At 52.5% G+C, this 24,757-nt stretch carries 26 protein-coding genes and 1 pseudogene; 21 read left to right on the forward strand and 6 right to left on the reverse strand.

Annotated features, from left to right (window positions below; all coding sequences use genetic code 11):
- Window positions 1-38: 38 nt before the first annotated feature.
- The 5 genes from ugpA to BIY29_RS05260 all read left to right on the forward strand — a co-directional run bounded on the left by ugpA (window position 39) and on the right by BIY29_RS05260 (window position 4,676).
- Window positions 39-926 (forward strand): sn-glycerol-3-phosphate ABC transporter permease UgpA, encoded by an 888-nt coding sequence (gene ugpA, locus BIY29_RS05240; RefSeq protein ID WP_121574138.1) that lies wholly within the window; start codon window positions 39-41, stop codon window positions 924-926.
- Complete coding sequence (gene ugpE, locus BIY29_RS05245; protein ID WP_121574099.1) at window positions 923-1,768, forward strand: sn-glycerol-3-phosphate ABC transporter permease UgpE; 846 nt, start codon at window positions 923-925, stop codon at window positions 1,766-1,768. The genes ugpA and ugpE overlap by 4 nt, the downstream gene beginning before the upstream one ends.
- A gap of 61 nt (window positions 1,769-1,829) precedes the next feature.
- Window positions 1,830-2,903 (forward strand): sn-glycerol-3-phosphate import ATP-binding protein UgpC, encoded by a 1,074-nt coding sequence (locus BIY29_RS05250; RefSeq protein WP_121574100.1) that lies wholly within the window; start codon window positions 1,830-1,832, stop codon window positions 2,901-2,903.
- Window positions 2,903-3,652 carry a glycerophosphodiester phosphodiesterase gene (gene ugpQ / locus BIY29_RS05255; protein ID WP_121574101.1) on the forward strand — a complete coding sequence of 250 codons (750 nt, stop codon included), beginning with the start codon at window positions 2,903-2,905 and terminating at the stop codon, window positions 3,650-3,652. Before BIY29_RS05250 ends, ugpQ begins: the two co-directional genes overlap by 1 nt.
- Window positions 3,653-3,719: 67 nt before the next feature.
- Window positions 3,720-4,676, forward strand: coding sequence for an AEC family transporter (locus BIY29_RS05260; RefSeq protein WP_121574102.1), 957 nt, complete (start codon window positions 3,720-3,722; stop codon window positions 4,674-4,676).
- 11 nt (window positions 4,677-4,687) lie between these two features.
- Here the strand turns inward: BIY29_RS05260 and BIY29_RS05265 are convergent, their stop codons facing one another.
- A complete protein-coding gene (locus BIY29_RS05265) occupies window positions 4,688-4,990 on the reverse strand; it encodes a hypothetical protein (protein WP_420808407.1) in 303 nt (100 codons plus the stop codon).
- 194 nt (window positions 4,991-5,184) lie between these two features.
- Here BIY29_RS05265 and BIY29_RS05270 point away from each other — a divergent pair, with 194 nt between their 5' ends.
- Window positions 5,185-5,649: a tRNA (cytidine(34)-2'-O)-methyltransferase gene (locus BIY29_RS05270; protein WP_121574103.1), complete on the forward strand. Its 465-nt coding sequence runs from the start codon at window positions 5,185-5,187 to the stop codon at window positions 5,647-5,649.
- Between the two features lie 14 nt (window positions 5,650-5,663).
- Here BIY29_RS05270 and cpxA read toward each other — a convergent pair whose 3' ends face one another.
- Window positions 5,664-7,034 (reverse strand): envelope stress sensor histidine kinase CpxA, encoded by a 1,371-nt coding sequence (cpxA, locus tag BIY29_RS05275; protein ID WP_121574104.1) that lies wholly within the window; start codon window positions 7,032-7,034, stop codon window positions 5,664-5,666.
- Window positions 7,031-7,729, reverse strand: a complete 699-nt coding sequence (cpxR, locus tag BIY29_RS05280; RefSeq protein WP_121574105.1) for an envelope stress response regulator transcription factor CpxR — start codon at window positions 7,727-7,729, stop codon at window positions 7,031-7,033. Before cpxR ends, cpxA begins: the two co-directional genes overlap by 4 nt.
- A 153-nt stretch (window positions 7,730-7,882) precedes the next feature.
- On the opposite strand from cpxR, the gene cpxP reads away from it, so the two are divergent.
- The 4 genes and pseudogenes from cpxP to BIY29_RS05295 all read left to right on the forward strand — a co-directional run bounded on the left by cpxP (window position 7,883) and on the right by BIY29_RS05295 (window position 9,443).
- A complete protein-coding gene (cpxP, locus tag BIY29_RS05285; protein WP_121574106.1) occupies window positions 7,883-8,365 on the forward strand; it encodes a cell-envelope stress modulator CpxP in 483 nt (160 codons plus the stop codon).
- Window positions 8,366-8,608: 243 nt separating this feature from the next.
- On the forward strand, window positions 8,609-8,740 hold the full coding sequence (locus BIY29_RS20800; RefSeq protein WP_276310281.1) for a hypothetical protein: 132 nt from the start codon (window positions 8,609-8,611) through the stop codon (window positions 8,738-8,740).
- 68 nt (window positions 8,741-8,808) lie between these two features.
- Window positions 8,809-9,084: pseudogene (locus BIY29_RS05290) on the forward strand (type II toxin-antitoxin system HicA family toxin).
- Window positions 9,081-9,443 (forward strand): type II toxin-antitoxin system HicB family antitoxin, encoded by a 363-nt coding sequence (locus BIY29_RS05295; RefSeq protein ID WP_009114924.1) that lies wholly within the window; start codon window positions 9,081-9,083, stop codon window positions 9,441-9,443. The pseudogene BIY29_RS05290 and the gene BIY29_RS05295 overlap by 4 nt, the downstream one beginning before the upstream one ends.
- A gap of 178 nt (window positions 9,444-9,621) precedes the next feature.
- Here the strand turns inward: BIY29_RS05295 and BIY29_RS05300 are convergent, their stop codons facing one another.
- Entirely contained in the window at window positions 9,622-10,440 is an 819-nt protein-coding gene (locus BIY29_RS05300; RefSeq protein ID WP_121574107.1) for an IclR family transcriptional regulator, read from the reverse strand.
- Between the two features lie 418 nt (window positions 10,441-10,858).
- Here BIY29_RS05300 and yiaK point away from each other — a divergent pair, with 418 nt between their 5' ends.
- The 8 genes from yiaK (at window position 10,859) to araD (ending at window position 18,698) form a co-directional block, all read left to right on the forward strand.
- Window positions 10,859-11,857, forward strand: a complete 999-nt coding sequence (yiaK, locus tag BIY29_RS05305; protein ID WP_121574108.1) for a 3-dehydro-L-gulonate 2-dehydrogenase — start codon at window positions 10,859-10,861, stop codon at window positions 11,855-11,857.
- Window positions 11,858-11,874: 17 nt separating this feature from the next.
- On the forward strand, window positions 11,875-12,342 hold the full coding sequence (locus BIY29_RS05310) for a NanQ anomerase/TabA/YiaL family protein (protein WP_121574109.1): 468 nt from the start codon (window positions 11,875-11,877) through the stop codon (window positions 12,340-12,342).
- A 115-nt stretch (window positions 12,343-12,457) separates the two neighbouring features.
- Window positions 12,458-13,435: a DUF4862 family protein gene (locus BIY29_RS05315; RefSeq protein WP_121574110.1), complete on the forward strand. Its 978-nt coding sequence runs from the start codon at window positions 12,458-12,460 to the stop codon at window positions 13,433-13,435.
- A gap of 173 nt (window positions 13,436-13,608) precedes the next feature.
- Window positions 13,609-14,928 (forward strand): MFS transporter, encoded by a 1,320-nt coding sequence (locus tag BIY29_RS05320; RefSeq protein WP_121574111.1) that lies wholly within the window; start codon window positions 13,609-13,611, stop codon window positions 14,926-14,928.
- A gap of 53 nt (window positions 14,929-14,981) precedes the next feature.
- Entirely contained in the window at window positions 14,982-16,493 is a 1,512-nt protein-coding gene (locus BIY29_RS05325; RefSeq protein WP_121574112.1) for an FGGY-family carbohydrate kinase, read from the forward strand.
- Window positions 16,490-17,149: a 3-keto-L-gulonate-6-phosphate decarboxylase UlaD gene (gene ulaD, locus BIY29_RS05330; protein WP_121574113.1), complete on the forward strand. Its 660-nt coding sequence runs from the start codon at window positions 16,490-16,492 to the stop codon at window positions 17,147-17,149. The genes BIY29_RS05325 and ulaD overlap by 4 nt, the downstream gene beginning before the upstream one ends.
- A complete protein-coding gene (locus BIY29_RS05335) occupies window positions 17,146-18,006 on the forward strand; it encodes an L-ribulose-5-phosphate 3-epimerase (RefSeq protein ID WP_121574114.1) in 861 nt (286 codons plus the stop codon). The genes ulaD and BIY29_RS05335 overlap by 4 nt, the downstream gene beginning before the upstream one ends.
- Entirely contained in the window at window positions 18,000-18,698 is a 699-nt protein-coding gene (gene araD / locus BIY29_RS05340) for an L-ribulose-5-phosphate 4-epimerase (protein WP_121574115.1), read from the forward strand. Before BIY29_RS05335 ends, araD begins: the two co-directional genes overlap by 7 nt.
- A gap of 75 nt (window positions 18,699-18,773) precedes the next feature.
- Here araD and BIY29_RS05345 read toward each other — a convergent pair whose 3' ends face one another.
- Window positions 18,774-20,303 carry a flavocytochrome c gene (locus BIY29_RS05345; RefSeq protein ID WP_121574116.1) on the reverse strand — a complete coding sequence of 510 codons (1,530 nt, stop codon included), beginning with the start codon at window positions 20,301-20,303 and terminating at the stop codon, window positions 18,774-18,776.
- Between the two features lie 371 nt (window positions 20,304-20,674).
- On the opposite strand from BIY29_RS05345, the gene yhjD reads away from it, so the two are divergent.
- The 3 genes from yhjD to kdgK all read left to right on the forward strand — a co-directional run bounded on the left by yhjD (window position 20,675) and on the right by kdgK (window position 23,056).
- On the forward strand, window positions 20,675-21,706 hold the full coding sequence (gene yhjD / locus BIY29_RS05350; protein ID WP_121574117.1) for an inner membrane protein YhjD: 1,032 nt from the start codon (window positions 20,675-20,677) through the stop codon (window positions 21,704-21,706).
- A gap of 40 nt (window positions 21,707-21,746) precedes the next feature.
- Window positions 21,747-21,944, forward strand: a complete 198-nt coding sequence (locus tag BIY29_RS05355; RefSeq protein ID WP_121574118.1) for a 2-hydroxymuconate tautomerase family protein — start codon at window positions 21,747-21,749, stop codon at window positions 21,942-21,944.
- A gap of 179 nt (window positions 21,945-22,123) precedes the next feature.
- Window positions 22,124-23,056, forward strand: a complete 933-nt coding sequence (gene kdgK, locus BIY29_RS05360; protein WP_121574119.1) for a 2-dehydro-3-deoxygluconokinase — start codon at window positions 22,124-22,126, stop codon at window positions 23,054-23,056.
- 33 nt (window positions 23,057-23,089) lie between these two features.
- Here the strand turns inward: kdgK and BIY29_RS05365 are convergent, their stop codons facing one another.
- Window positions 23,090-24,577: a M16 family metallopeptidase gene (locus BIY29_RS05365; RefSeq protein WP_121574120.1), complete on the reverse strand. Its 1,488-nt coding sequence runs from the start codon at window positions 24,575-24,577 to the stop codon at window positions 23,090-23,092.
- Window positions 24,578-24,757: the final 180 nt, after the last annotated feature.

Here is a 24,757-nt window from a genome sequence, read left to right on the forward strand (position 1 = left end):
GAAAGGAATCGGCCCCCCTTATAGTAATGAGTTACCGCATGACATCATCCCGTCCCGTTTTTGGTCGTAGTTGGTTACCCTATGCGCTGGTTTTCCCCCAGCTACTGATTACCGTCATTTTCTTTATCTGGCCTGCCGGTCAGACGCTGTGGTATTCGGTGCAAAATCTGGATCCATTCGGGATTTCCAGTGAATTCGTCGGTATGGAAAACTTCAGACAGTTGTTTAGTGACGGCTATTATCTGGCGTCTTTTTACACCACGCTGGTATTCAGTTTTCTGGTGGCCGGTTTCGGCCTGCTGATCTCGCTGTTTCTGGCCGCGCTGGTGGATTATGTTCTGCGATGCAGCCGCCTGTACCAAACGCTGATCATCCTGCCTTATGCGGTAGCGCCCGCTGTGGCTGCGGTACTGTGGATGTTTCTGTTTAATCCGGGGCTGGGGTTGATTACCCATTTTCTGAGTCAGTTTGGTTATTCATGGAATCACGCTCAAAACAGCGGACAAGCGATGTTTCTGGTGGTGCTGGCCTCAGTATGGAAACAGATTAGCTATAACTTCCTGTTTTTCCTGGCGGCGTTGCAATCAATTCCCCGCTCATTGATTGAAGCGGCGGCGATTGACGGCGCAGGCCCGGTACGCCGGTTCTTCAATCTGGCGCTGCCGCTGATCTCCCCGGTGAGCTTTTTCCTGCTGGTGGTCAATCTGGTGTACGCCTTCTTCGATACCTTCCCCATCATTGACGCCGCCACTGCCGGCGGCCCCGTGCAGTCCACCACCACATTGATCTACAAGATTTACCGTGAAGGTTTTTCCGGCCTGGATCTGTCCAGTTCTGCGGCCCAGTCCGTGGTGCTGATGCTGTTGGTTATCGGGTTGACGGTGATCCAGTTCCGCTTTGTCGAACGGAAGGTGAACTACCAATGATTGAGAACCGCCGGGGATTGGACATCTTCAGCCACCTGATGCTGGCAGTCGGGATTGCTGCGGTACTGTTTCCGCTCTACGTCGCTATTGTTGCCGCAACACTGGATAACCAACAGGTTTTCCAGGCCCCTATGACGCTGATACCCGGTACGCACCTGTGGGAAAATCTGCATAACATTTGGCAGCACGGCACCGGTAACAGCACCACGCCTTTTGGTCTGATGCTGTTTAACAGTTTTGTGATGGCGCTGGCGATCACGCTGGGCAAGATTAGCGTGTCCATCTTATCCGCCTACGCCATTGTCTATTTTCGTTTTCCGTTGCGCAGCCTGTTTTTCTGGATGATTTTTCTGACGCTGATGTTACCGGTAGAGGTACGTATCTTTCCAACGGTAGAAGTGATCGCCAGGCTGAACATGATGGACAGTTACTCCGGGCTGACGCTGCCGTTAATGGCATCCGCCACGGCAACATTCCTATTCCGGCAGTTTTTTATGACGCTGCCGGATGAACTGCTGGAAGCGGCACGCATTGACGGCGCCAGCCCGATGCGTTTCTTTTTCGATATCGTTCTGCCGCTGTCGAAAACCAATCTGGCGGCGTTATTCGTCATCACCTTTATCTACGGCTGGAACCAGTACCTGTGGCCGTTGCTGATTATCTCGGATACGGATCTGGGAACGGCGGTAGCCGGGATCAAAAGCATGATTGCTTCCGGCGATGGGGCGACACAGTGGAATCAGGTCATGGCGGCGATGCTGCTGACGATGTTGCCTCCCTTGTTAGTGGTGCTGTTGATGCAGCGCTGGTTCGTGCGCGGTTTGGTTGATAGTGAAAAATAATCCGCCCCTCATCCACAGAAATGCCGCTGCGCGGCGTTAAAAACACACGGGGTGTTTTTTTATGGCATGTTTAAAACTTCAGGCCGTTACCAAGTCATACGACGGCAAAACTCAGATTATTCATCCCATCGATCTCGATGTTGCCAACGGCGAGTTTGTGGTGATGGTCGGGCCATCCGGCTGCGGTAAATCCACGCTGCTGAGAATGGTTGCCGGACTGGAACAAACCACCAGCGGCGATATTTATATTGATAACCAGCGGGTGACTGATCTGGAACCCAAAGATCGCGGCATTGCGATGGTGTTCCAGAATTATGCGCTTTATCCCCATATGAGTGTTTATGACAACATGGCTTACGGGCTGAAAATCCGCAAGTTTGGTAAAGTGCATATCCGCCAGAGGGTGGAAGAAGCGGCACGAATTCTGGAACTGCTGCCATTGTTACAGCGTAAACCAAGAGAGTTATCTGGCGGGCAACGCCAACGCGTGGCGATGGGGCGGGCTATTGTTCGTGAACCCGCCGTCTTTTTATTTGATGAGCCGCTGTCAAACCTGGATGCCAAGTTGCGGGTACAGATGAGATTGGAATTACAGCAGTTACATCAGCGCCTGAAGACCACCAGCCTCTACGTCACCCACGATCAGATTGAAGCGATGACGCTGGCGCAGCGCGTGATCGTGATGAATAAAGGCGTTGCCGAGCAGATTGGCGCGCCATCGGACATTTATCGTCGTCCGGCATCACTGTTTGTCGCCAGTTTTATCGGGTCGCCCGCCATGAATCTTTGGTCAGGCAGGATCAGTGATGACGGCTGTCGGTTTGAGGTGAGCGGCGGTTTGGCCCTCCCCTTGCCTGCGGCAAAACCACAATGGCGCGGGCGTGAATTGACGTTGGGGGTCAGACCGGAGCATATTCAACTGGCAACACGCGAGACGGGCGGCGTTCCGTTGCAAGTATCAACGCTGGAACTGCTGGGTGCGGATAATCTGGCGCACGGGCAATGGGGCGGGCAGAATGTGATTACCCGCCTGTCCTACGAGCATTGTCCGGCGGTAGGTTCAACACTCTGGCTGCATCTGCCTGAGTCATCATGGCATTTGTTTGATTCGCAAAGCGGATTACGGATGGAATAATGGTTAATCCCTGGCCTTACCCGGCGATTGTCGCCCACCGCGGCGGCGGCTCACTGGCGCCGGAAAATACACTGGCCGCAATTGACGTGGGCGCCAACCTGGGTCACAAGATGATTGAGTTTGATGCCAAGCTGTCGCAGGACGGTCAGATCTTTTTGCTGCATGACGACACGCTTGAGCGAACCAGCAACGGCTGTGGGGTTGCAGGCGATCTGCCGTGGGACAAGCTGGTCGGGCTGGATGCCGGAGGCTGGTACGGTAAAACGTTTGCCGGCGAGCGGCTACCGCTGCTATCGGAAGTGGCAAAACGCTGTGAGCAGCATGGCATGGCGGCCAATATTGAAATTAAGCCAACCACCGGCCACGATCGGCAAACCGGGCACCTTATCGCTCTTGCTGCGCGCCAGCTCTGGCAGGGTCACGCTATCGCGCCGCTGCTATCGTCATTCTCGGTTCAGGCATTGGAAGCGGCACAACAGGCCGTACCTGAACTACCACGCGGCCTGCTGCTGGATGAATGGGACGACGACTGGCAACCCCTGACGCAACGTTTGGGCTGTGTATCTATCCATCTTAACCACCAATTACTGACGGCGGAACGGGTGGCGTTATTGAAAGCCGCCGGGCTGCGGATACTGGTGTACACCGTAAACCGACCTGAGCGGGCGCAAACTTTGCTTGATTGGGGCGTTGACTGCATCTGCACTGACCGGATAGATTTAATCGGGGCGTGTTTTGCTACCGGCTAAAGCCTGCCTGTTTTTATACCCAATAGACTTTCCGTAATCAGTGCCGGTTCATTAAGGAAGTGGCGTGATGCCCGCATTCATTGTTTCCCTCTGGCACCAGATTTTTCTGTCTTTACCGCTATTTGTTCTGATCGCACTGGGTTACGGTCTGATCCGTTATGGAAAGTGGCCGACAACCATTACCGATGGCATGAGCCGATTTGTCTTCTCGGTAGCAATGCCTGCCATGTTATTCCGTCTGATGTGTGATTTTTCCAAACGCCCCGTGGTCGATGCCAGACTACTGATTGCTTTTTTTGGCAGTTGTCTGATCGTTTTTATACTGGGCCGGATTGTGGCGCGCAAAATTTTTCATCTGGATGGCGTTTCCGGTTCTATTTTTGCGCTGAGTGGCATCTTTTCCAACAATGTCATGCTTGGTTTGCCGATTGCCACCCTGATGCTGGGTGAAGAGGCGGTACCCTCCGTCGCGCTGGTACTGGTGTTTAACGGCCTGATCCTCTGGACGCTGGTGACGGTATCGGTGGAGTGGGCGCGCAACGGGGCGCTTTCGCTGCGAGGCTTTACCAAAACCGCGCTGGGGGTACTGAAAAATCCACTGATTATCGGCATTCTTTCTGGCGCCGCATTCAGCCTGACCGGGTTGTCCCTGCCGTCTTATGTCGATCAGCCGTTGGGGATGCTGGGGCAGATTGCAGTGCCGTTATCGCTGATTGCCTTAGGGATGGGGCTGGCGGAATACCAGGTTCGCGATGGCTGGCAGATAAGCGCCGTCATTTGCACTATCAAGCTGTTGGTACAGCCGTTGGTAATCTGGGGCCTGGCAGTGGCGCTCGGTCTGCCTGAAATGGAAAGCCGGGTGGTGGTACTGCTGGGTTCGATGGCGGTAGGCGTCAACGTTTATCTGATGTCGCGCCAGTTCAATGTACTGGGTGGCCCGGTGGCGTCCAGCCTGCTGATGTCAACGGCGCTGGCCGCCTTGACTACCCCGCTGCTTCTGACCTTGATGGGCGTACGTCTTTAAGCGTTACTCAATTAAGGCGTTTGCCGGGGTTGAACTGGCAGCATCCTTTGCGGGGTGCTGCGCTGCCGCTCCTGCTCTAATTGCTGTTGTCGTTGCTGCTGCAACTGCGTATTACGTTGCTGTAGCTGTTGGTTCAACTGCTGTTTCTGCCCCTGCTGGTTCTGTTGCATACGTTGCTGTAGCTGTTTCTGGCTGTTGATGCCATTTTCATACTGCTGCTGCGCCGATGGCGTCTGCGGGTTGGCAGACCAGCCTGCCAGCGGCAAAAAAAGCAGAGCGGCCAGCGGCATGGATATCAGTCTGGTTTTCATCATCACCTCATGTGAGCGATCCCCGCCTGCGCGGGAATGGCGGATAACGGGATTGCTTGTCAGTCTTTCAAGTGTAATCGCGATCGGTGCAAACGTCGCAGTGAGTTGTCCGAATTCTGATATATGCAGACAGTGGGGCTGCCCGATGGAATGTTATATACTGCGGCGGAATTTTTCCTGGCGATTGAAGTTACCCTATGTTTCATATTGCACTCTATGAGCCACAAATAGCCCCGAACACCGGCAATATTATCCGTTTGGCCGCCAACAACGGCAGCACCCTTCACCTGATTGAACCGCTGGGCTTTGATTTTGAAGAGAAGAAGCTGCGCCGGGCCGGGCTGGATTACCATGATTTAGCCAACGTCAGCCGCCATAAAAACTATCAGGACTTTCTGGCGGCAGTCGCCGGGCAGCGCATTTTTGCCTGTACCACCAAAGGCAGCCGCCCCTACGATCAACCGGATTATCAACCCGGGGATGTACTGCTGTTTGGATCGGAAACCGCAGGCCTGCCTGATGATATCCGCAATGGCTTTTTGGCGGATTTTCGCATCCGCATCCCCATGCAGCCACAGAGCCGTAGCCTTAACCTGTCTAATGCGGTTGCCATCATCAGTTATGAAGCCTGGCGACAGAATAGCTTTGGCGGTCGCCGTTAACAGGTCTGATCCATTTATCTCTGATGTAATGGCAGCCAGATAATCAACCGTAAACCGCCCAGCGGGCTATCTTCCGCTTTCACCCAACCTTTATGCTGCGTGATCGCCGTTTCTACAATCGCCAGCCCAAGCCCTGTACCACCCGACTCCCGATCACGGGCTTCATCCGTCCGGTAAAATGGCCGGAAAATTTGTTCCCGATCTTCCGGGCTGACGCCGGGGCCGTCGTCATCCACTTTAATGGTGATACCCTGATTATCGACGGAGAACGCCACAGCAATATGATGGTGAGAATAACGCAGTGCGTTGCGAACGATGTTTTCCAACGCGCTGTCGAGCGCGGAAGGGTTACCATACAGCGTCCACGGGCCGGGGGGATAAGTCACTTCCAGCGTTTTACCCATTTGCTCCGCTTCAAAACTGGCGTCATCCAAGACATCGCCCCACAGTTCATCGGCCCGGAGAAATTCGCGGGTAAGTTCGTTCTTATGCTGGTTACGCGACAACACCAGCAGATCATTAATCATGCTATCCATCCGCTGTGTTTCGGTTTCAATGCGATTGAGTTCATGGCCTTCTCCCTGACGCCTGCGCAGTAATGCGGTAGCCAGTTGCAAGCGGGTGAGAGGGGTACGCAGTTCGTGCGAAATATCTGACAGCAAGCGGTGCTGTGCGGTGACCATCCGCTCCAGCGCACTGACCATCTGGTTAAAACTGACCCCCGTTGCCAGAAATTCCTGCGGCCCGGCCTCCAGCTCAGGATGTTGGCGCAAGTTGCCCCGTGCGACTTCATCCGCCGCATTTTTCAGTTTACGGGCCGGTTTGGCCAGGCTCCAGGCAAGCCATAACAATAAAGGCGAGCTGATCAGCATGGTGAAAATCAACAGTAACAACGGCTTATCAAACAACAGGTTAATAAAGTCTGACTGCGGGCTGCTTGCCGGGCGAATCAGGTAAAGCTGATAGTTATCTTCACCATCCCGAATAGAGAATGGCCCCAGCAATTCAACACGGCCATATTTTTTCTTTTGCGGGTGGTCGGCATTATCGGACAGGCCGATAAAATTACGCACAATTTGTGTTTCGCTTTTCTGCGCGCCCAGTACTCTTCCTTCACTGGTCACCAACAAAAGGCGTTGTCCCGGCGGGGCCCATTTTTCAATGACCCAGAATAACCTCACCCACCAGCGTAAATCGTTGGCGGGGGTATTAGCCAGATCGGCCTGAATATGTTGCTCCAGCATAATCCCTTGCCGCTGCTCACTTTCCAGCAACGCCGTTAGCTGGCGTGAATCAAGCTTGGGCACCATCAGTACCAGCATGAGCACCAGCGCCAGCGTCAGCCAGAAAATAGCGAAAATACGTGCGGTCAGGCTATTAATCATGCAACGGACACCATCAGATAACCTCGCCCGCGCAACGTTTTAAACCACGGCAAGCCATCTTTTCGTTCTGGTAATTTGCGACGCAGATTAGAGATATGCATATCAATGGCGCGGTCAAAGGGCGTAAGCCTTTTTCCCAGCACTTCCTGACTCAAATGCTCACGCGAAACAACCTGGCCCAATCGCTGCGCCAACAAATACAAGAGCGTGAACTCGGTTCCGGTCAAATCCAACACAGTTTCATCAAAGCTGGCTTCCTGACGGCCAGGATTGAGCCGCAGACCGTCAACTTCCAGCGTGGGTGCGCTGGTTTCGCCGGACTGTTGCTGATCCGTCCAGTTAGAGCGCCGCAAAATGGCGCGGATTCGAGCCACCAGTTCGCGGTCGTTAAAGGGCTTCGGCAGATAGTCATCCGCGCCTAACTCCAGGCCGAGTACCCGATCAAGCTCGCTGCCGCGGGCAGTTAACATGATTACCGGCGTCTGGTGCTGCTGGCGCAGTTCTTTTAATGTATCGATACCGTTTTTCTTCGGCATCATGACATCCAGCAACAACAGGTCAACCGTGTTATCCAATATGTTTAACGCCTGTTCGCCGTCGTAAGCGACAACGACGTTAAAACCTTCCATTTCGAGCAATTCTTTCAATAAAGACGTTAGCTCTCTATCGTCATCAACCAGCAGGATTTTGTTCATATTTTATCTACCTCCAGGGGCAAAATACGTCATAGATTAACGCTATTCCATGACTTTACGTAGTTTTACATCCTCTGACGCATGTTTGCAGCAAGACGATTAGACTGGTGCTCATTGATTCACAGAACAGCATGCCAAACCGGGGAGTTATTGATGCAACACGCCGCAACGTTATCTCTTGCTTCACTGCTGATGCTGAGTTCTTTCACCGCATTTGCAGCGGGTACTGAAGGGGCGTCTGTGAGTGGCTGGCATCATGATGACTCTGTCATGAAAAAAATTCCTGGTCAGCAAGGGATGTTTGATGGTGTGAAATTAACCGGGCAGCAACGGCAACAAATGCGCGATTTAATGCATCAGGGCCGTCAGGACGCTCCAGCGTTTAATACTGAAGATATTGAAGCCATGCATAAGCTGGTTATCGCCGACAGATTTGATGAAGCAGCGGTTCGCACTCAGATAACCAAGATGATGCAAGTGCAGATTGAGCGTCAGGTTCTAATGACCCGCGTGCGCAACCAGATGTATAACCTGCTGACAACCGAACAGAAGACTATTTTAGACCAGAAACACCAACAACGTATGAAAGAGATGCAGCAGCAGATCTCAATGTTTAACCAGATGCCCGCGCCATAACCGGGCATAACCGAGCAACCCTGAGTAGGGTGTGTAGTTCGAGTAATTACCTGTAGCAGATATACCCTGTTTTCCTTGCCATAGACACCATCCCTGTCTTTTGCCCTCCATGATGGAGGGCTTTTTTTTGGCATTTTCCGGGGAAAGCGTTTTAAAACAACCACCTATTAAGCAACTACAAGCAACTGTAAACGGTTAGAACGTGGTCAAAAACCGGTCATTTTTGGCAAGTGTGGACAACATGTGGACGATCTTAAACGGCTATCTGACGATGAGCATCTGCTAAAGGCTGCGTTATTCCTGTACCGGGCAATGTCGTCAGCGGAACGGCTGGCGGTGATGAGCGAGCTAAATAAAATAGATAGCACACTTTGACTTCACAACTTGACTTCACATAAAGAATATCCATAATGACTCCAAAAGGTGACTTCATAGAACAGGCAATGCAGGAAAAAATAGCCAGTCTGAGAAAAAAACAGCGGGAAACGCTGAATCAGGTTTTCAAAACGCCGGTACTCTCTGGTGTTAAATAGTCGAATATTGAGTCACTTATCATTGCGTTAGGTGGTGAGATTAAGGAAGGAAGCGGCTCAAGAGTACGATTTTTACTGAACGGGAGCATTGCCCGATTCCATCGTCCTCATCCGTCACCGGACACTGATAAAGGCGCGTTGGTAAGCCTGCGTGAATGGTTGGAAAATATAGGGGTAAAACCATGACTAAAGCACTTAATACACCAAATACGATGGTTGTTGCCGGGCAACCGGCCATCATTAGTTATGTGCCTGAAATTGGCATGTTTCGTGGTAAGTTTATTGGTTTATCAGGCTATTGTGACTTTGTAGCCGATAGCATTGATGGGCTAAGGAGTGAGGGAGAAATCTCACTACGTGAATATCTGGCAGATTGTCAGGAAAGCGGAATCGATCCCTATGAGCGTGAAGAGAAAGTGAAAACGTTCACCCTCCGCTACCCTGAATCGTTCGGAGAACGGCTGACCATTGCCGCCGCTGAACGCCAGGTTTCAGTGAATGCGTTTATCGTCGAAACGCTTAACGAACGAATGAAGCTCGCTTAACGATCTCCCGCTCCGGGCGGGTCTTCTTCTGCCTGAAAATCACTGCAAGATCCCGCACGGCAATGCTCAGTCCTACTAATCGACTGATTCTCATATATTGAATGTAACGCCCATCAGAATTTGGGCTTTTTTGTCTCAAATCGTGCAAGATCTCAGTATCTGCCTTATGGATGGCAACTCAAAGAGGGACAATAAGATCGTTAGTTGAGAAGCCCAGCTCTTTGGAAATTGCCTCGGCCGTCGCTTTTAACGGTTTAAGCAGCGTCTCCTCGCCAATTTGTTGCAATTTTACCGTAGAAAGGGAAATGGAAATGGCATAGCCGACACGCTGATGAATATCAAACACCGGAACCGCGATACAGGACACGCCCAGCTCATTCTCTTCCCGGTCCATCGCCATGCCTGCCGCACGGATCTGCTCAAGCTCCTGATACATCGCCTGAAGATCGGTAATCGTGTTGCGCGTCAGCGGCTTGATTTCATCCTGATGACTCCGCCAATAGTCGGCAATGTAATCAGCCTGACCATAAGCCATATAAATTTTCCCCATTGCCGAACAGTACAACGACATATGCTGACCAATATAGGCACGGGTGCGCAGCATACCGGTGGTTGGCTCCAGTTTGTAAATCATGATGGCGTGATCGTTTTCCCGGCTGGAAAAGTTAACGGTTTCACCCGTGGCAAGATTCAATGCCTCCAGATGCGGCGCGGCGACATGAATAATGTTGAGCGATGAAAGCGCCTTTTGGCCGACGGCAACAAATTTGGTGGTTAAACGGTAACTGCCCGCCGCAGGTGCTGGCGTCACATAGCCGCAGGATTGCAGCCCCTGCAATAGCCGATGCACGGTGCTTTTATTTAACTGCGCCAGTTCTGAAAGATGGGCCAGTGGGCAACCATTCGGGTAATTACTAAGAATTTCAATGAGCTGGAGTCCACGAAAAAGGCTTTGGCTTCCAGCGGGTTTCTCTTTGGCAAGTTCCGTATCTTTCATTATTTTATCCCCCCGTTATTTAACGGTAATCGCAAAAGATTAACCTAAAGTGAGGTTCAGCGATAAGCAATACTCACACGAACGTGATGCCTTGATTTTTTCTCTGCCATCTCTTTTACTCCGTATCCGTGAACCTCTCAAACCTGAGAAAAAATATGGCAAAGACAGATATATCCCACCCTTACCCCGCTGTCATTCCCCTTTAAAACGACTATCGCTGTACGTGCATGGAATTGTGTCACTCATCACACTAATGAAAATATTTTAATAACATATTGATATTATTGGTTTTTAAAAAACGCCAGCTCTTTGACTTGTAAAAAAATGGCCTGTATTATTTTTTGAAATTAGATATCACATAATGAAATTTAAAGAACAAAAAAAATACAGCACAGAAATCGTGCTTTAGGAGAATCCGATGAAAGTCACCTTTGAACAACTAAGACAAGAATTCGAACGCGTACTGATAGCACGTGGTGTGGCAGCAGAGACGGCATTCGCCTGTGCAACCATGTTTGCCCAGACGACGGAGTCCGGGGTTTATTCCCACGGCGTGAACCGCTTCCCACGGTTTATCCAGCAGTTGGAAAATGGCGACATTATCCCGGACGCCAAAGCGACAAAGGTGCAGGCGTTGGGGGCGATAGAACAGTGGGACGCCCACCGTTCCATCGGCAACCTGACGGCAAAACAGATGATGGACCGCGCCATTGAGCTGGCAAACCAACACGGCATCGGTTTGATTGCGCTGCGTAATGCCAACCACTGGATGCGCGGCGGCAGCTACGGCTGGCAGGCGGCGGAAAAGGGCTACATCGGCATCTGCTGGACAAACTCCATTGCGGTGATGCCGCCGTGGGGAGCCAAAGAGTGCCGCATCGGCACCAACCCGTTAATCGTGGCGATTCCGGGCAGCCCCATCACCATGGTGGACATGTCCATGTCGATGTTTTCTTACGGTATGCTGGAAGTGAACCGTCTTGCCGGGAGAGCGTTACCCGTCGACGGGGGTTTTGATGACGACGGCAACCTGACCAGGGAACCGGGCATCATAGAAAAAAACCGCCGCATCTTACCTATGGGTTACTGGAAAGGTTCCGGCTTATCCATTGTGCTGGACATGATCGCCACTCTGCTGTCTGACGGCGCGTCAGTGGCCGAAGTCACTGAAGACAATACGGATGAATACGGTATATCTCAAATCTTCATTGCCATTGAAGTGGATAAGCTGATTGATGGCGACAGCCGGGATGCCAAGTTGCAGCGTATTGTCGATTATGTGAAAAGCGCCGAACGCGCCGATCCCGATATCGCCATCCGGCTGCCCGGCCATGAATTCACTAAACTGCTGGCAGAGAACCGTCGCAATGGCATCACGGTTGACGACAGCGTTTGGCAAAGAATCCGCTCACTTTAACAGAGAGGGACAATCTGATGATCAGCGGACACATTGCTCATGACAATCCATGTGCGCTACCGCAGGCGATTCAGCGCGGCCTTGAATTCCTGCGCACCACCGATTTTAGCCAGCTACCGACCGGCGTAGTAGAAATTGATGGTCGAAAGATTTACGCGCAAATTCTGGATCTGGCAACGCAGGCGAAAGAAAATAATCATCCTGAGGTTCATCGTCGTTATATTGATATTCAGTTTCTGGCCAGTGGTGAAGAGATTATTGGTTTTGCTGCCGATACAGGTAACAATATCATTGCGGAATCATTATTAGAGGAGCGGGATATTATTTTCTATCATGACATGGAAAATGAATCACCGTTAATTATGACGCCCGGTAGCTATGCAATATTTTTCCCACAGGATGTACATCGACCGGCTTGTATTTATCATCAGCCCTCAATGATAAGAAAAATTGTAGTAAAGGTTGCATTGACGGAAATCAATTAATTTATCTGATGCCTTTTCCTGCCGTCAGGGTTAACCCGGGCGGTTTAAATAAAGGGAACAGGCTATGAATTCCATATCGGTGAATGATATTGCCGAAAATAAAATGGAGTAAAACATGTCTGACAAAGAAATCGCCTTTATTGTCGGCGCCTATCCGTGTGCGCCCAGTTTCCACCAGAAAGATGAAACGATGGAAATAGAGTTCTGGCGTAAATTATCCGATATGCCGCATATTCGCGGCATTGAACAACCCTGTCTGACCGACCTGCACCCGTATGGTGATGACTTTCTATTTAAACATTTGCCGCAAAAATGGGAGATTGTCGTCACCGGGGTGATGGAAACGATGCGTCGCCGTGGTCAGAACCCTGCATTTGGTCTGGCATCGGAAGATGAAGAACAGCGCCAGGCCAGCCTGGATTACTATCGCCATGTACTCAATAAAATCAATCGCACCAACGATCGCTTTGGCGCAAAAAAAGTGATCGCCCTTGAGCTACAGGCCGCGCCATTAGCCAAATCAACCGATGTCGCCGCCGCCGCTGCCTGTTTCCAGCGTTCGCTACAGGAGTTGCTAAGCTGGGACTGGCCCTGCGAAATCATCATTGAGCACTGCGATGCCATGAATGGCATCCAGCCGCGCAAAGGTTTTCTGCCGCTGAACGAGGAACTACAGGTTTTAACCACCGTTAATCCGCAGGCTAAAACACGCGTGGGAATCGCCATCAACTGGGCGCGTTCGGTGATAGAAACGCAGAGCACTGCTACGCCGTTCGAACATGTACAACAAAGTCAGCAAGCGGGTTTGCTCAAAGCGCTGATGTTCTCTGGCATCACGCGCAGCGGCCCTTATGGCGAATGGCAGGATTTACACGCGCCTTTTGCGCCATTCCCGAATGCCAAAGCCGGCTGTCAGGCGTCTTTAATGACCGTTGAGGCCGCCGGGGAGTTATTCCGACAGGCGCCGTTATCCAGCTTAAGTTTCGCCGGCATAAAACTGCTGGAGATCGATCCGTCCGCCGATGTACAACACCGTATCGCCATTATTGAAGACGGAATTAATGCATTATTAAAAGCCCAGCCTGACTCATAAAATTTTAATGTAATAAAAAGATAAAAATAATTAACGAGCGATAATTTAATAAATTATTCATTCATCTGCCGACGGCCAGTTTCACAGAGTGCCCTTTCTGCATAGCAGAAAGAAAGATTCTTCACATTATTGTGAAAGATATTTTAATAATAATGATTAAGGCATGACGTAAAATGAACATAGACTCAAGTACCCTACAAACGAATATTCCCAAAGAACGTTGGCTGAGGATTATCCCGCCAATCCTGATCACATGTATTATCTCTTATATGGATCGCGTGAATATCGCGTTCGCCATGCCGGGCGGTATGGATGATGAATTGGGAATTACCGCATCGATGGCAGGTCTGGCGGGCGGTATTTTCTTCATTGGTTATTTATTCCTGCAGGTTCCCGGCGGAAAAATCGCCGTACACGGCAGCGGCAAAAAATTTATCGGCTGGTCGCTGGTAGCCTGGGCGATTATTTCCATCCTGACTGGCCTGGTAACCAACCAATACCAGTTATTGGCATTACGCTTCGCGCTTGGCGTTGCCGAAGGCGGGATGTTGCCCGTGGTTCTGACCATGATCAGCAACTGGTTTCCCGATGAAGAACGGGGACGGGCCAATGCCATCGTCATTATGTTCGTTCCGATCGCCGGGATGATAACCGCCCCGCTGTCCGGCTGGATCATCTCCACTATGGACTGGCGCTGGCTGTTTATTATCGAAGGATTGTTATCGGCATTTGTGCTGATTTTATGGATGTTCACCATCAGCGATCGCCCTCAGGAAGCGCGTTGGATATCCGACGCGGAAAAAAACTGGTTGATTGCCGCTCTGGAGAGAGAACAACGCGCCATCGCCGGAAAAGCCGTGAAAAACGCATCGCTTTCCGCAGTGTTGTCCGATCGCACCATGTGGCAGCTCATTGCGCTCAACTTTTTCTATCAAACCGGCATTTATGGCTACACCCTGTGGCTGCCCACCATTCTGAAAGAACTCACCAACACCGGCATGGGAGAGGTAGGGATGCTGGCCATCCTGCCTTTCGTCGGCGCCATGCTGGGCATGTACATCGTTTCGCTGCTGTCTGACCGAACAGGCAAGCGCAAGCTGTTCGTTTTCCTGCCGTTATCCGGCTTTGCGCTTTGCATGTTCCTGTCCGTCACGTTGAAGCAGCATATTTGGTGGTCTTATGCCGCTCTGGTGGGTTGCGGCGTCTTCCTGCAAGCCGCCGCCGGAGTGTTCTGGACGATCCCCGCCAAACTGTTCAGCGCTGAAATGGCAGGGGGCGCCCGCGGCGTGATCAATGCGCTCGGTAATCTGGGCGGATTCTGCGGCCCTTACGCCGTCGGCCTGCTGATCACCTATTACAACAAAGATGCGGGCGTCTATTGCCTGTCAATTTCGCTGGCTATCGCCGCCATTCTGGCGCTGCTTCTGCCGGGGAAATGCGACCAGCAGCCGGTATCCCGTCCTCAATTACAAACGAAACGAACCACATTTTAAGTAATTAATACCGTGGTCGCAGCGTGTTGCGGCCACCAGCGAAGGTGACGAAAATGGAATATTGGTTAGGTATCGACTGCGGGGGCACTTACCTAAAAGCCGGGCTATATGATAGCCAGGGGCGGGAACAGGGCATTAGCCGCCAGCCGTTGCCGGTTATCAGCGATCATCCCGGCTGGGCCGAACGCGATATGGGCCAGTTATGGGCCGCCTGCGCGGAAACAATCGCCGCCGTTTTACAGCGGTGTCGGGTCAAAGGTCATCAGATCAAGGGGATCGGCATTTCCGCTCAGGGTAAGGGATTATTCCTGCTGGATAAACAGCACCGGCCTTTGGGCCGGGGTATCCTGTCCTCTGACCGCCGGGCGATGGATATCGTCCATCACTGGCAGCAACACCGCATGTCGCAGCAGCTTTATCCCCTCACGCGGCAAACCTTGTGGACCGGGCATCCCGTCACGCTACTTCGCTGGATCAAACAGCATCAGCCAGAACGCTACCGGCAGATTGGCTCCGTCATGATGGCGCATGATTATTTACGCTTTCGCCTGACCGGCCAGCGAGATTGTGAAGAAACCAATATTTCCGAATCCAATCTTTATCATATGGATAAAGGCGCCTATGCACCGGAGCTGGCCGCGCTGCTTGGCATCAGCGAAATCATATCCGCCCTGCCGCCTATCGTCGGCTCCGCACAGGTATGTGGTGAAGTTACTCCGCAGGCGGCAACGCTCACCGGTCTGATGGCGGGAACGCCGGTCGTCGGCGGGTTGTTTGATGTGGTATCCACCGCGCTATGCGCCGGTTTACATGATGAATCAACGTTAAACGCCGTGATGGGCACCTGGGCGGTGACCAGCGGCATTGCCACCGAAATACGGTCGCATGAACCCCATCCTTATGTTTATGGACGCTATGCCGATGCCGGGCGCTATATCGTTCATGAAGCCAGCCCGACCTCATCCGCCAATCTGGAATGGCTAACCGGTCAGTGGGGAGCGCCGGATTTCAACGAGATTAACCATGCCGTCGCCAGCCTCCCCAAAGCGGGTAGCGAGGTGATGTTTTTGCCGTTTCTCTATGGCAGCAACGCCGGGCTGGAGATGACCGCCGGGTTTTATGGCTTGCAGTCTCTCCACCGCCGGGAGCATTTGCTACAGGCTGTTTATGAAGGCGTTATTTTCAGTCATATGACGCACCTGAAGCGAATGCGGGAACGTTTCCACCAGGTTAATACGTTGCGCGTCACGGGCGGCCCCGCCCATTCACGGGTATGGATGCAAATCCTGGCGGACGTCAGCGGGCTACCGGTTGAACTGCCCCAGGTAGAGGAAACCGGTTGTCTGGGCGCGGCGCTGGCGGCCCTGGTCGGCAGCGGAGTTTACGCCAGCTTCACCGAGGCACAGCGCCAGCTGCAACCCGCGGCGCAAACCATTGAACCCGATCCCGCCGCGCAAGCCGCTTACCAAAAGAAGTTATTGCATTATCAGTATCTTATTGAAGCGTTACAGGGTTATCACACCCGTTGCGCCTCCCTTACCCCCGCAAGGAGTGATCAAGCATGAGCCGACCATTGCTGCAACTGGCACTGGATCATACGGATCTGGACGCCGCATTATTGACCGTCGCAAAGCTCAAAAAGCATGTCGATATTATTGAAGCAGGCACCATTCTCTGCATCTCGGAGGGGCTGACTGCCGTTCGGAAGCTACGTGAACAGTGTCCAGAGCATATTATCGTGGCCGACTTAAAAGTCGCCGATGCGGGTGAAACGCTGGCAAAACAGGCGTTTTCCGCCGGAGCGAACTGGATGACGGTGATATGCGCCGCCCCTCTCGCCACCGTCGCCAGAGCGCAGGAGGTCGCCTCACAATACGGCGGCGAGATCCAGATCGAGCTGTTCGGACGCTGGACGCTGGATGATGCGCAAGCATGGCGCAAGCTGGGCGTAAAACAGGCGATTTATCACCGGGGACGCGATGCGCAGGCAAGCGGCCAGAACTGGAGTCAGGATGATCTGAAAACGATGGCCGCCCTGACGGAACTGGGGATTGAGCTGTCCATTACCGGCGGGATCACGCCCGCCGACCTGCCGTTATTTAGCGATATTTCCGTACAAGCGTTTATTGCCGGGCGTGCGCTGGCCGATGCCGAAAATCCGTCCGCTATCGCCACCGCATTCCACCAGCAAATCAATGCTATCTGGGGTAAACGCGCATGAGACATCACCCGCTGGGTATTTATGAAAAGGCCCTGCCTAAATCACTAAGCTGGCCGGAACGACTGGCGCTGGCCAAAAGCTGTGGTTTCGACTTTATTGAAATGTCTGTTGATGAAACAGATGAACGCCTCGCCCGATTGGCCTGGAGCACGGCGCAGCGGGCATCGTTAGTAACGGCGATTCTGGAAAGCGGCGTCACGATCCCCTCCATGTGCCTGTCGGCTCATCGCCGGTTCCCCTTCGGCAGCCATGACCAGGCCACCCGTGAGCGTGCTCAGGAGATTATGCTACAGGCGATTCAGTTGGCCCGCGATCTCGGTATCCGCACCATTCAACTGGCCGGTTACGACGTCTACTATGAAGAGCAGGACAGCGGTACACGACAGCGCTTTACCGACGGGCTGGCGTGGGCGGTCGACAAAGCCGCCGCTGCACAGGTTATGCTGGCGGTCGAAATTATGGATACGGAATTCATGAATTCCATCACCAAATGGAAAGAATGGGATCGCCAGCTTTCCTCCCCCTGGTTTAGCGTCTATCCGGATATCGGCAATCTGAGCGCCTGGGGTAATAACATTCCGCAGGAACTAGCGCTGGGGATCGATCGTATTGCCGCCATCCATTTAAAAGACACTTATCCGGTAACCGCCACATCCAAAGGCCAGTTTCGTGACGTTCCCTTTGGGCAAGGCTGCGTTGACTTCGTCGGCCTCTTCCAGAATTTAAAAAAGCTGAATTACCGCGGCGCATTCCTGATTGAAATGTGGACAGAGAAAGCCAGCGAGCCGGTGCTGGAAATCATCAACGCCCGTAAATGGATTGAAGACCGGATGCGGGAAGGAGGGTTCCTATGTTAGAACAACTGAAACAGCAGGTATTAGACGCCAATCTGGCATTACCCAAACACCGTCTGGTGACCTTTACCTGGGGCAATGTCAGCGCGATTGACCGTCAGCAGGGGCTGGTGGTGATCAAACCCTCCGGCGTCGAATACGATGAAATGGACATTGACGACATGGTCATTGTCGAACTGACCAGCGGCGAGGTGGTCGAAGGAAATAAAAAGCCCTCATCCGATACCGCGACTCATTTAGCGCTTTATCAACGTTTTGACGGCATCGGCGGTATTGTGCATACCCACTCACGACACGCCACCATCTGGTCGCAGGCCGGGCTGGATCTTCCCGCCTGGGGAACGACGCACGCCGACTATTTTTACGGTTCGATTCCCTGCACGCGCCTGATGACGGAGCGGGAGATTGCCGGACAATATGAACGGGCCACAGGTGATGTCATTATCGAAACCTTCGTCAATCGCGGTATCGATCCTCTCCAGGTGCCGGCGGTGCTGGTCAATTCCCACGGGCCTTTTGCCTGGGGAAAAAGCGCCGCTGACGCCGTACACAATGCGGTGGTGCTGGAAGAGTGCGCCTATATGGGGATTTTCGCACGCCAGCTTATGCCGGGACTCCGTGACATGCAACCCTCGCTGCTGGATAAACACTACTTACGCAAACACGGCGCTAACGCCTATTACGGGCAGAATTAATTAATCCGGCGGTTTCCCCGTTCCCCACCAAATGCCAGTAACGGCCACCGTCAGGTGGCCGTGTGTTTTTCGTATTCAGGCAGTAAGCGCAGCGTTTTTCCCGGCGATACGGCCAAAGACAATGCAGTCGGTCATGGCGACGCTGCCGAGCCTGACCGCGCCATGCACGCCGCCAATCGTTTCGCCTGCGGCATACAGACCGGGAATCGGCTTCAGGTCAAAACCTATTACCTGGGCGTCTTTGTTAATCGCCAGCCCGCCCATAGTATGATGTACCCGCGGCCACAGACGCGCCGCATAGAACGGCGGCGTCACATTAGGCGCCGCATCCTTGAAAATCATACAGCCGAGATCGGGGTCGCTTTGCTGGCTGACGAATCCGTTCCAACGATTGACCTGTTCGACAAACGCGCCGACCGGCATCTGATAAGCCTGCGCCACCTCCTCCAGCGTGTTGAACATTTTTAACGACCCATTTTTCAGCGCACCCTCCCGTTGCCCTGGATCCACCATGTTCATGGTATTGGTTTTATCAGCGATAATCACCGCCGGATGACCCAGTTGGATAATGGCGTCGGCACGCTCTTTACGATTACCCGTCTCTTTAAAGAAACGCTTCCCGCTGACCGGATCAACCATCAGGCCATAGCCGACGATGCGTTCAACAAACTGCGGTATATAACCGAATCCCTTTTCGTCGGGGCTGGTCCACGGCCCCAGTTGGATCCAGTCCATCTGGGTATCCAGCGCGCCGACCATGCAAGCCGCCATGATCGCCTCACCGGTGGCCCCCGGATGGTTGGTGGAGGTAAATTCCTCGGTCAGCCTGGGATCATACATCTGGCGTAACGCCACCCCTTGAGAAAAACCGCCGGATGCCAGCACCACGCCTTTGGTGGCGCGAATATAGGCGATATTGCCGGAGTCCTCATCCGGGAATTTATAGCGCCGCCGGACTTCAGCACCGACAACCGAGCCATCCTGATCGACGATCAAGCGCAAAAGTTTGGTTCTCTGTTCGATAACCGCCCCCAGTTCTTTGGCTTTTTGCTGCTGTTTCATAATCAGGCCTGAACCGGAACGTTGCACAAGCTGGTGTGCGCGCTTCACCGAATGACCACCGTGGTAGTTGACGACATTAAACTCCGCGCCGATACTCTGCGCCCATTCAAGCGCCTCCACCGAATGTTCGGCCACGGTTTTGGCCAGTTCCGGGTAATTGAGCCAGTTACCCGCTTTCATCATGTCCTGATACATCAGGTCAGGCGAATCGTTGATCCCCTGTTCCTTTTGCATTTTCGACCCCGCAGCGGCCAGATCCCCGCCGTTGAGCACGGAGTTGCCGCCCAGCAGGGGCATTTTGTCAATGATCAGTACGTTCGCCTTCGCGTTACGCGCTTCAATCGCCGCCGCCAGCCCGGCAAACCCGGTGCCGACAACCAGCACATCTACCGTGGTATCCCATTTTTGCGGTACGGGCGCCGGGGCAGGCACGGCTTGCGCAGGGCGGGATAACGCCATGCCCCCCAGCGCCCCGATAACGACGCCGGTTGATTTCAGAAAGTGACGACGGCTGTATGGATCATATGTTGGCTTTTTACTCATTGAATTATCTCCATGTCCAGGACAGTAAATCACAATAAAAAAGGAAAATTCTCAGAATAATGAGAAACATAAGGCAGGTGATGATTGACAGGCTAAACACCTTATTGCATTTCAACACAAAGTACGGGGATTTAAACGTGAGTCCACTCTCACTGTCGTCATTGACTCAGCGCAACAGAGTTATAGACAGCCATAGTGAGGAACCGCAGCTTTGTAAACGGAAGGGAAAGACAATCGTAACGGTCGCCATTATTAGTCTACGCTATTAACGAAGAGGGGGTTATTCGGCCATAACCGCAACATTCTCATATTGTTGGTTATAATCAAGCTCACAGCAACGCTGCCATAAACCTGACCGCAGGAGAAGATCAATGCCAGTACCGGCAGACCCGGAGCGTCATTCTCAGCCGTCCCCCGCCGCCAAAACCCAGGGTGAAGCATCATCACAGCCCCGGACCTTGCTGACCCGGGCCAAAGGTTGGCTGCAACGTGTACAAGCCGTTCCCAGCGTGGCGCATATGATCCGTGCAGGCGAGCGCTTTAATGACCGGATGGGGAATCAGTTTGGCGCGGCGATCACCTATTTTTCCTTTTTGTCGCTGATACCGATACTAATGGTCTCCTTTGCTGCGGTGGGTTTCGTGCTGGCCTCAAATCCAGACCTTCTTACTGAGTTGATTAACAAAATCGTCAACAGCATCAGCGATCCCAGCCTGGCCAATACGCTGAAAAATACGGTGAATACCGCCATTCAGCAGCGTACCACTGTCGGGATCACCGGGTTGCTCATCGCCCTTTATTCCGGCGTCAGTTGGATAGGCAATTTACGCGAGGCGATCCGTGCACAGTCACGCGATGTCTGGGAGCGCAACCCGCAGGATGAAGAGAAGATCTACTTTCAATATACCCGCGATTTTCTGTCGCTGACCGGGCTGATGGTGGCACTGGCTATTACGCTGTTTCTGACTTCCGTCGCCGGGACGGCGCAGAACATTATCGTCAACGCACTGGGTTTGGGGGGCGTTGAGTGGCTGCGCCCGGCGCTGACCCTGATCGCACTTTCGATTTCAATTTTTGCCAACTATTTGTTATTTTTATGGATATTCTTTGTTTTACCGCGGCATAAACCTAAACGTAAGGCGCTGTTCCGGGGTACGTTAATTGCCGCCATTGGTTTTGAAGCGATTAAATTTGCCATGACCGTCGCATTGCCTAAACTGGCGAGTTCTCCCTCCGGCGCCGCGTTTGGTTCCGTTATCGGGTTGATGGCATTTTTCTATTTGTTCGCCCGGCTCACGCTATTTTGTGCAGCCTGGATCGCCACCGCAAATTATAAAGGCGATATCTCGACAGACCGTAATGAACAGCAAGATGACGCGCAGCAAAAAGATCAGTCGACATAACCCATTCATTCTCGATTATTAACCCCAAACAGGAGCGTTTATGCCGTATGTCAATATTAAGATCACCCGTGAAGGCGCCACCGCCGAGCAAAAGAAAACCCTTATCGCCGGCGTGACGCAACTTCTTGTCGATACATTGGGGAAAAACCCCGCTACTACGGTAGTGGTAATCGATGAAGTGGATACCGACAACTGGGGTATTGGCGGGGAAAGCGTCACCCATCTTCGCGGTAAATAGCCCTTCCCGTCCCCGGATCACCGCTGGCAGAATGGATCGGAAAGCCCCGGTTTTTCGATCTATATCATGAAAAAAATAAAACATCGTTTTAATGCTATTGACTCAATGTCCCGTTACGTTAAGACTGAAAGTTATTCCGCATTTACTGACTTCTTATTTTTTCAAACAGGCCAGCGTTGATGACAACTAACAACATTGCCGTAATCGGCGAATGCATGATTGAATTGTCGCAAAAAGGCACGGATCTTAACCGTGGATTTGGCGGCGATACTCTGAATACCGCCGTGTATATCGCACGCCAGGTCAAGCCTGAGGCATTGGGCGTTCACTACGTTACCGCGCTCGGCACCGATAGTTTCAGTGAAGAGATGATTGCCGCATGGCAAAAAGAAGGGGTAAAAACCGATCTGATCCAGCGTCTGGAGAATAAATTACCCGGTTTATATTTTATCGAAACCGACGATCGCGGGGAGCGCACATTCTATTACTGGCGCAACGATGCCGCCGCCCGCTATTGGCTGGATAGCACCGATGCGGAAAAAATTTGCCAACATCTGGCGCAGTTTGATTACCTGTATCTGAGCGGCATCAGCCTGGCGATCCTCAACGTCGACAGCCGTCACCGCCTTTTAGACTTATTGCGCGCCTGCCGCGCCAACGGCGCTAAAGTTATTTTTGATAACAACTATCGCCCACGCCTGTGGCAAAGCAGGGAAGAAACACAGAAAGCCTATAGCGATATATTGTCCTGCACAGATATCGCCTTCCTGACGTTAGATGATGAAGATATGTTGTGGGGAAGCAAACCGGTTGCCGATGTGCTTGAGCGAACACACGGTTTAGGCGTGGCAGAGATTGTGATTAAGCGCGGCGCGGACGCCTGCCTGGTTTCAGAACAGGGGCAAACCGTGATCAACGTCCCCGCCGTAAAGCTGCCAAAAGAGAAAGTGGTCGATACCACCGCAGCAGGGGATTCTTTCAGCGCAGGTTATCTGGCTGTTCGTCTGAATGGCGGCAGCGCACAGGACGCGGCGCGTCGCGGCCATCTGACCGCCAGCACGGTGATTCAATATCGCGGCGCCATTATCCCGCACGACGCCATGCCCTCTTAGAGCAGGACAAGCCGCTTACGCGGCTTTTACAGGTTATGGTGCGGCGGACGCGGGCGCTCCATCTTGCGTTTTGGGATCTTCCACGGCGGCATCCGCCGTCGGGGTCATAATCCGGCTATATGCGGCCTGAAGCTCTTTCATATTGGCTTCCGGCTCACCCTGCTGTTGTATCAGCATCAGGGTAGCTTCCTGTGAAAGCTGCTGGTGCAACGCCTGATTCAACACATCCCGAGTCAACCAGGACAGGTAAGCCTGCCGCAGTTGCTGGTACTGTTCCGGCGCAATATCCACCACGCCATTCTGCTGTGAGCGTAAGCGCTGCTCCATCAGAATATCGGTGCTGGTGCGGGCATAAGTGGCGAACAGTTTGCTCAACTCATCCTTTTTACCTGCGATCAAAGAGTCAAACTCCTGCTGCGTCAGCCCGTTATCTCTCAGATCCACTAACTCCTGAGCCATCAACGTCATACCCGGCATCACGCTGTCGATACCGGGAATATCCATATGAATGGCGCACTGTGCGCGGGTATACACCACATTGCAGTCGAAACGGAGGTTAGTGTCTTTCTGCTGACTTTTTTTCAACGCCTGCTGCACATGCCAGAACAAGGCTTCCCGCGCTAAATCACTTCGCCAGTAACGGACTAGCGTCTCGGCATCCCGAATCGGGTGCCACGGCGTATCCCATACCAATGACAATGTATCCTGCTGAACGTTTTTATTTATCAGGCTGATAGCCTGAGGCGGCAATGGGCTTAACGTGGGTACAGGCGCCGGGGCTTCGCGTTTACCTTGCAGAGAGGAGAACGCTTTGCCGATTTGCTCAATAATGGCGCGGTTGTCGACATGGCCGACAATGTAGAGCGTCATGGCGTCTGGCGTGTACCAGGTTTTATAAAATTGCTCAAGTTGCTCACGGTTTAACGGCGTGGTGACGGCCTGTCCCGGATCGTGAGCCAACAGCGCAGATCCTTTCAATCGATAACGCCAACTGGGATCTTGTGGATTAATCGGGAAGGTTGCCACCTGGTCGGGCGTATTGAGTGCCGTGTCGATACGTTGATCGCTGATAACCAGTTGTCCGGCTGTTTCTGACAGCCAGCTTAAGGCTTCTTTCAGCAGCTCCGGTCGGTTATTCGGCAAACTCAGATTGTAAAGGGTGGAATCATATGACGTGATAACCGGCGGCAGCGAACGCGTGCCGTTATCTTTTTGTTGCCACAGAGAGGCCAACTGCGCTGCCGAAAAATTATCACCAGGCGTTAATGCTAACCGGGTAATAAAATGTGCGAACCCTGATTGTTGAGCATTTTCCACCAGCGAACCGGTATTAACCATCAGCCGTAATTCGACCCAGTCGCCCGGACGCTGCGGTGTAGTCAGTAATTGCCAGGTAAAACCATTATCAAGTTTACCCTGCTGCCAGGCAGGATCGGGTTGTAGTGCTTCAGCCTGCACGTTGCTGCCGACAAGTGCCAGCAACATTCCACCAACTAAAAATCCAATTTTGGTGCCCTGCATGTGAACCCCTACTTAAATAACTATCCAATTGTTGATAACAATAGTGGCCTTGCGTTTGCCGCCAAACGCTCCCGTGGATGTACTTCGGAAAATGGGAAAAGCGAAGTGTACCATCCCCTTCGACCACACGCTTTTATCTATGTCGCTTTAAGAGGTGAAATATATCCAAAAAAAAAGGAA

The organism is Brenneria alni, from assembly GCF_003666245.1.
GTDB classification, from domain to species: domain Bacteria; phylum Pseudomonadota; class Gammaproteobacteria; order Enterobacterales; family Enterobacteriaceae; genus Brenneria; species Brenneria alni.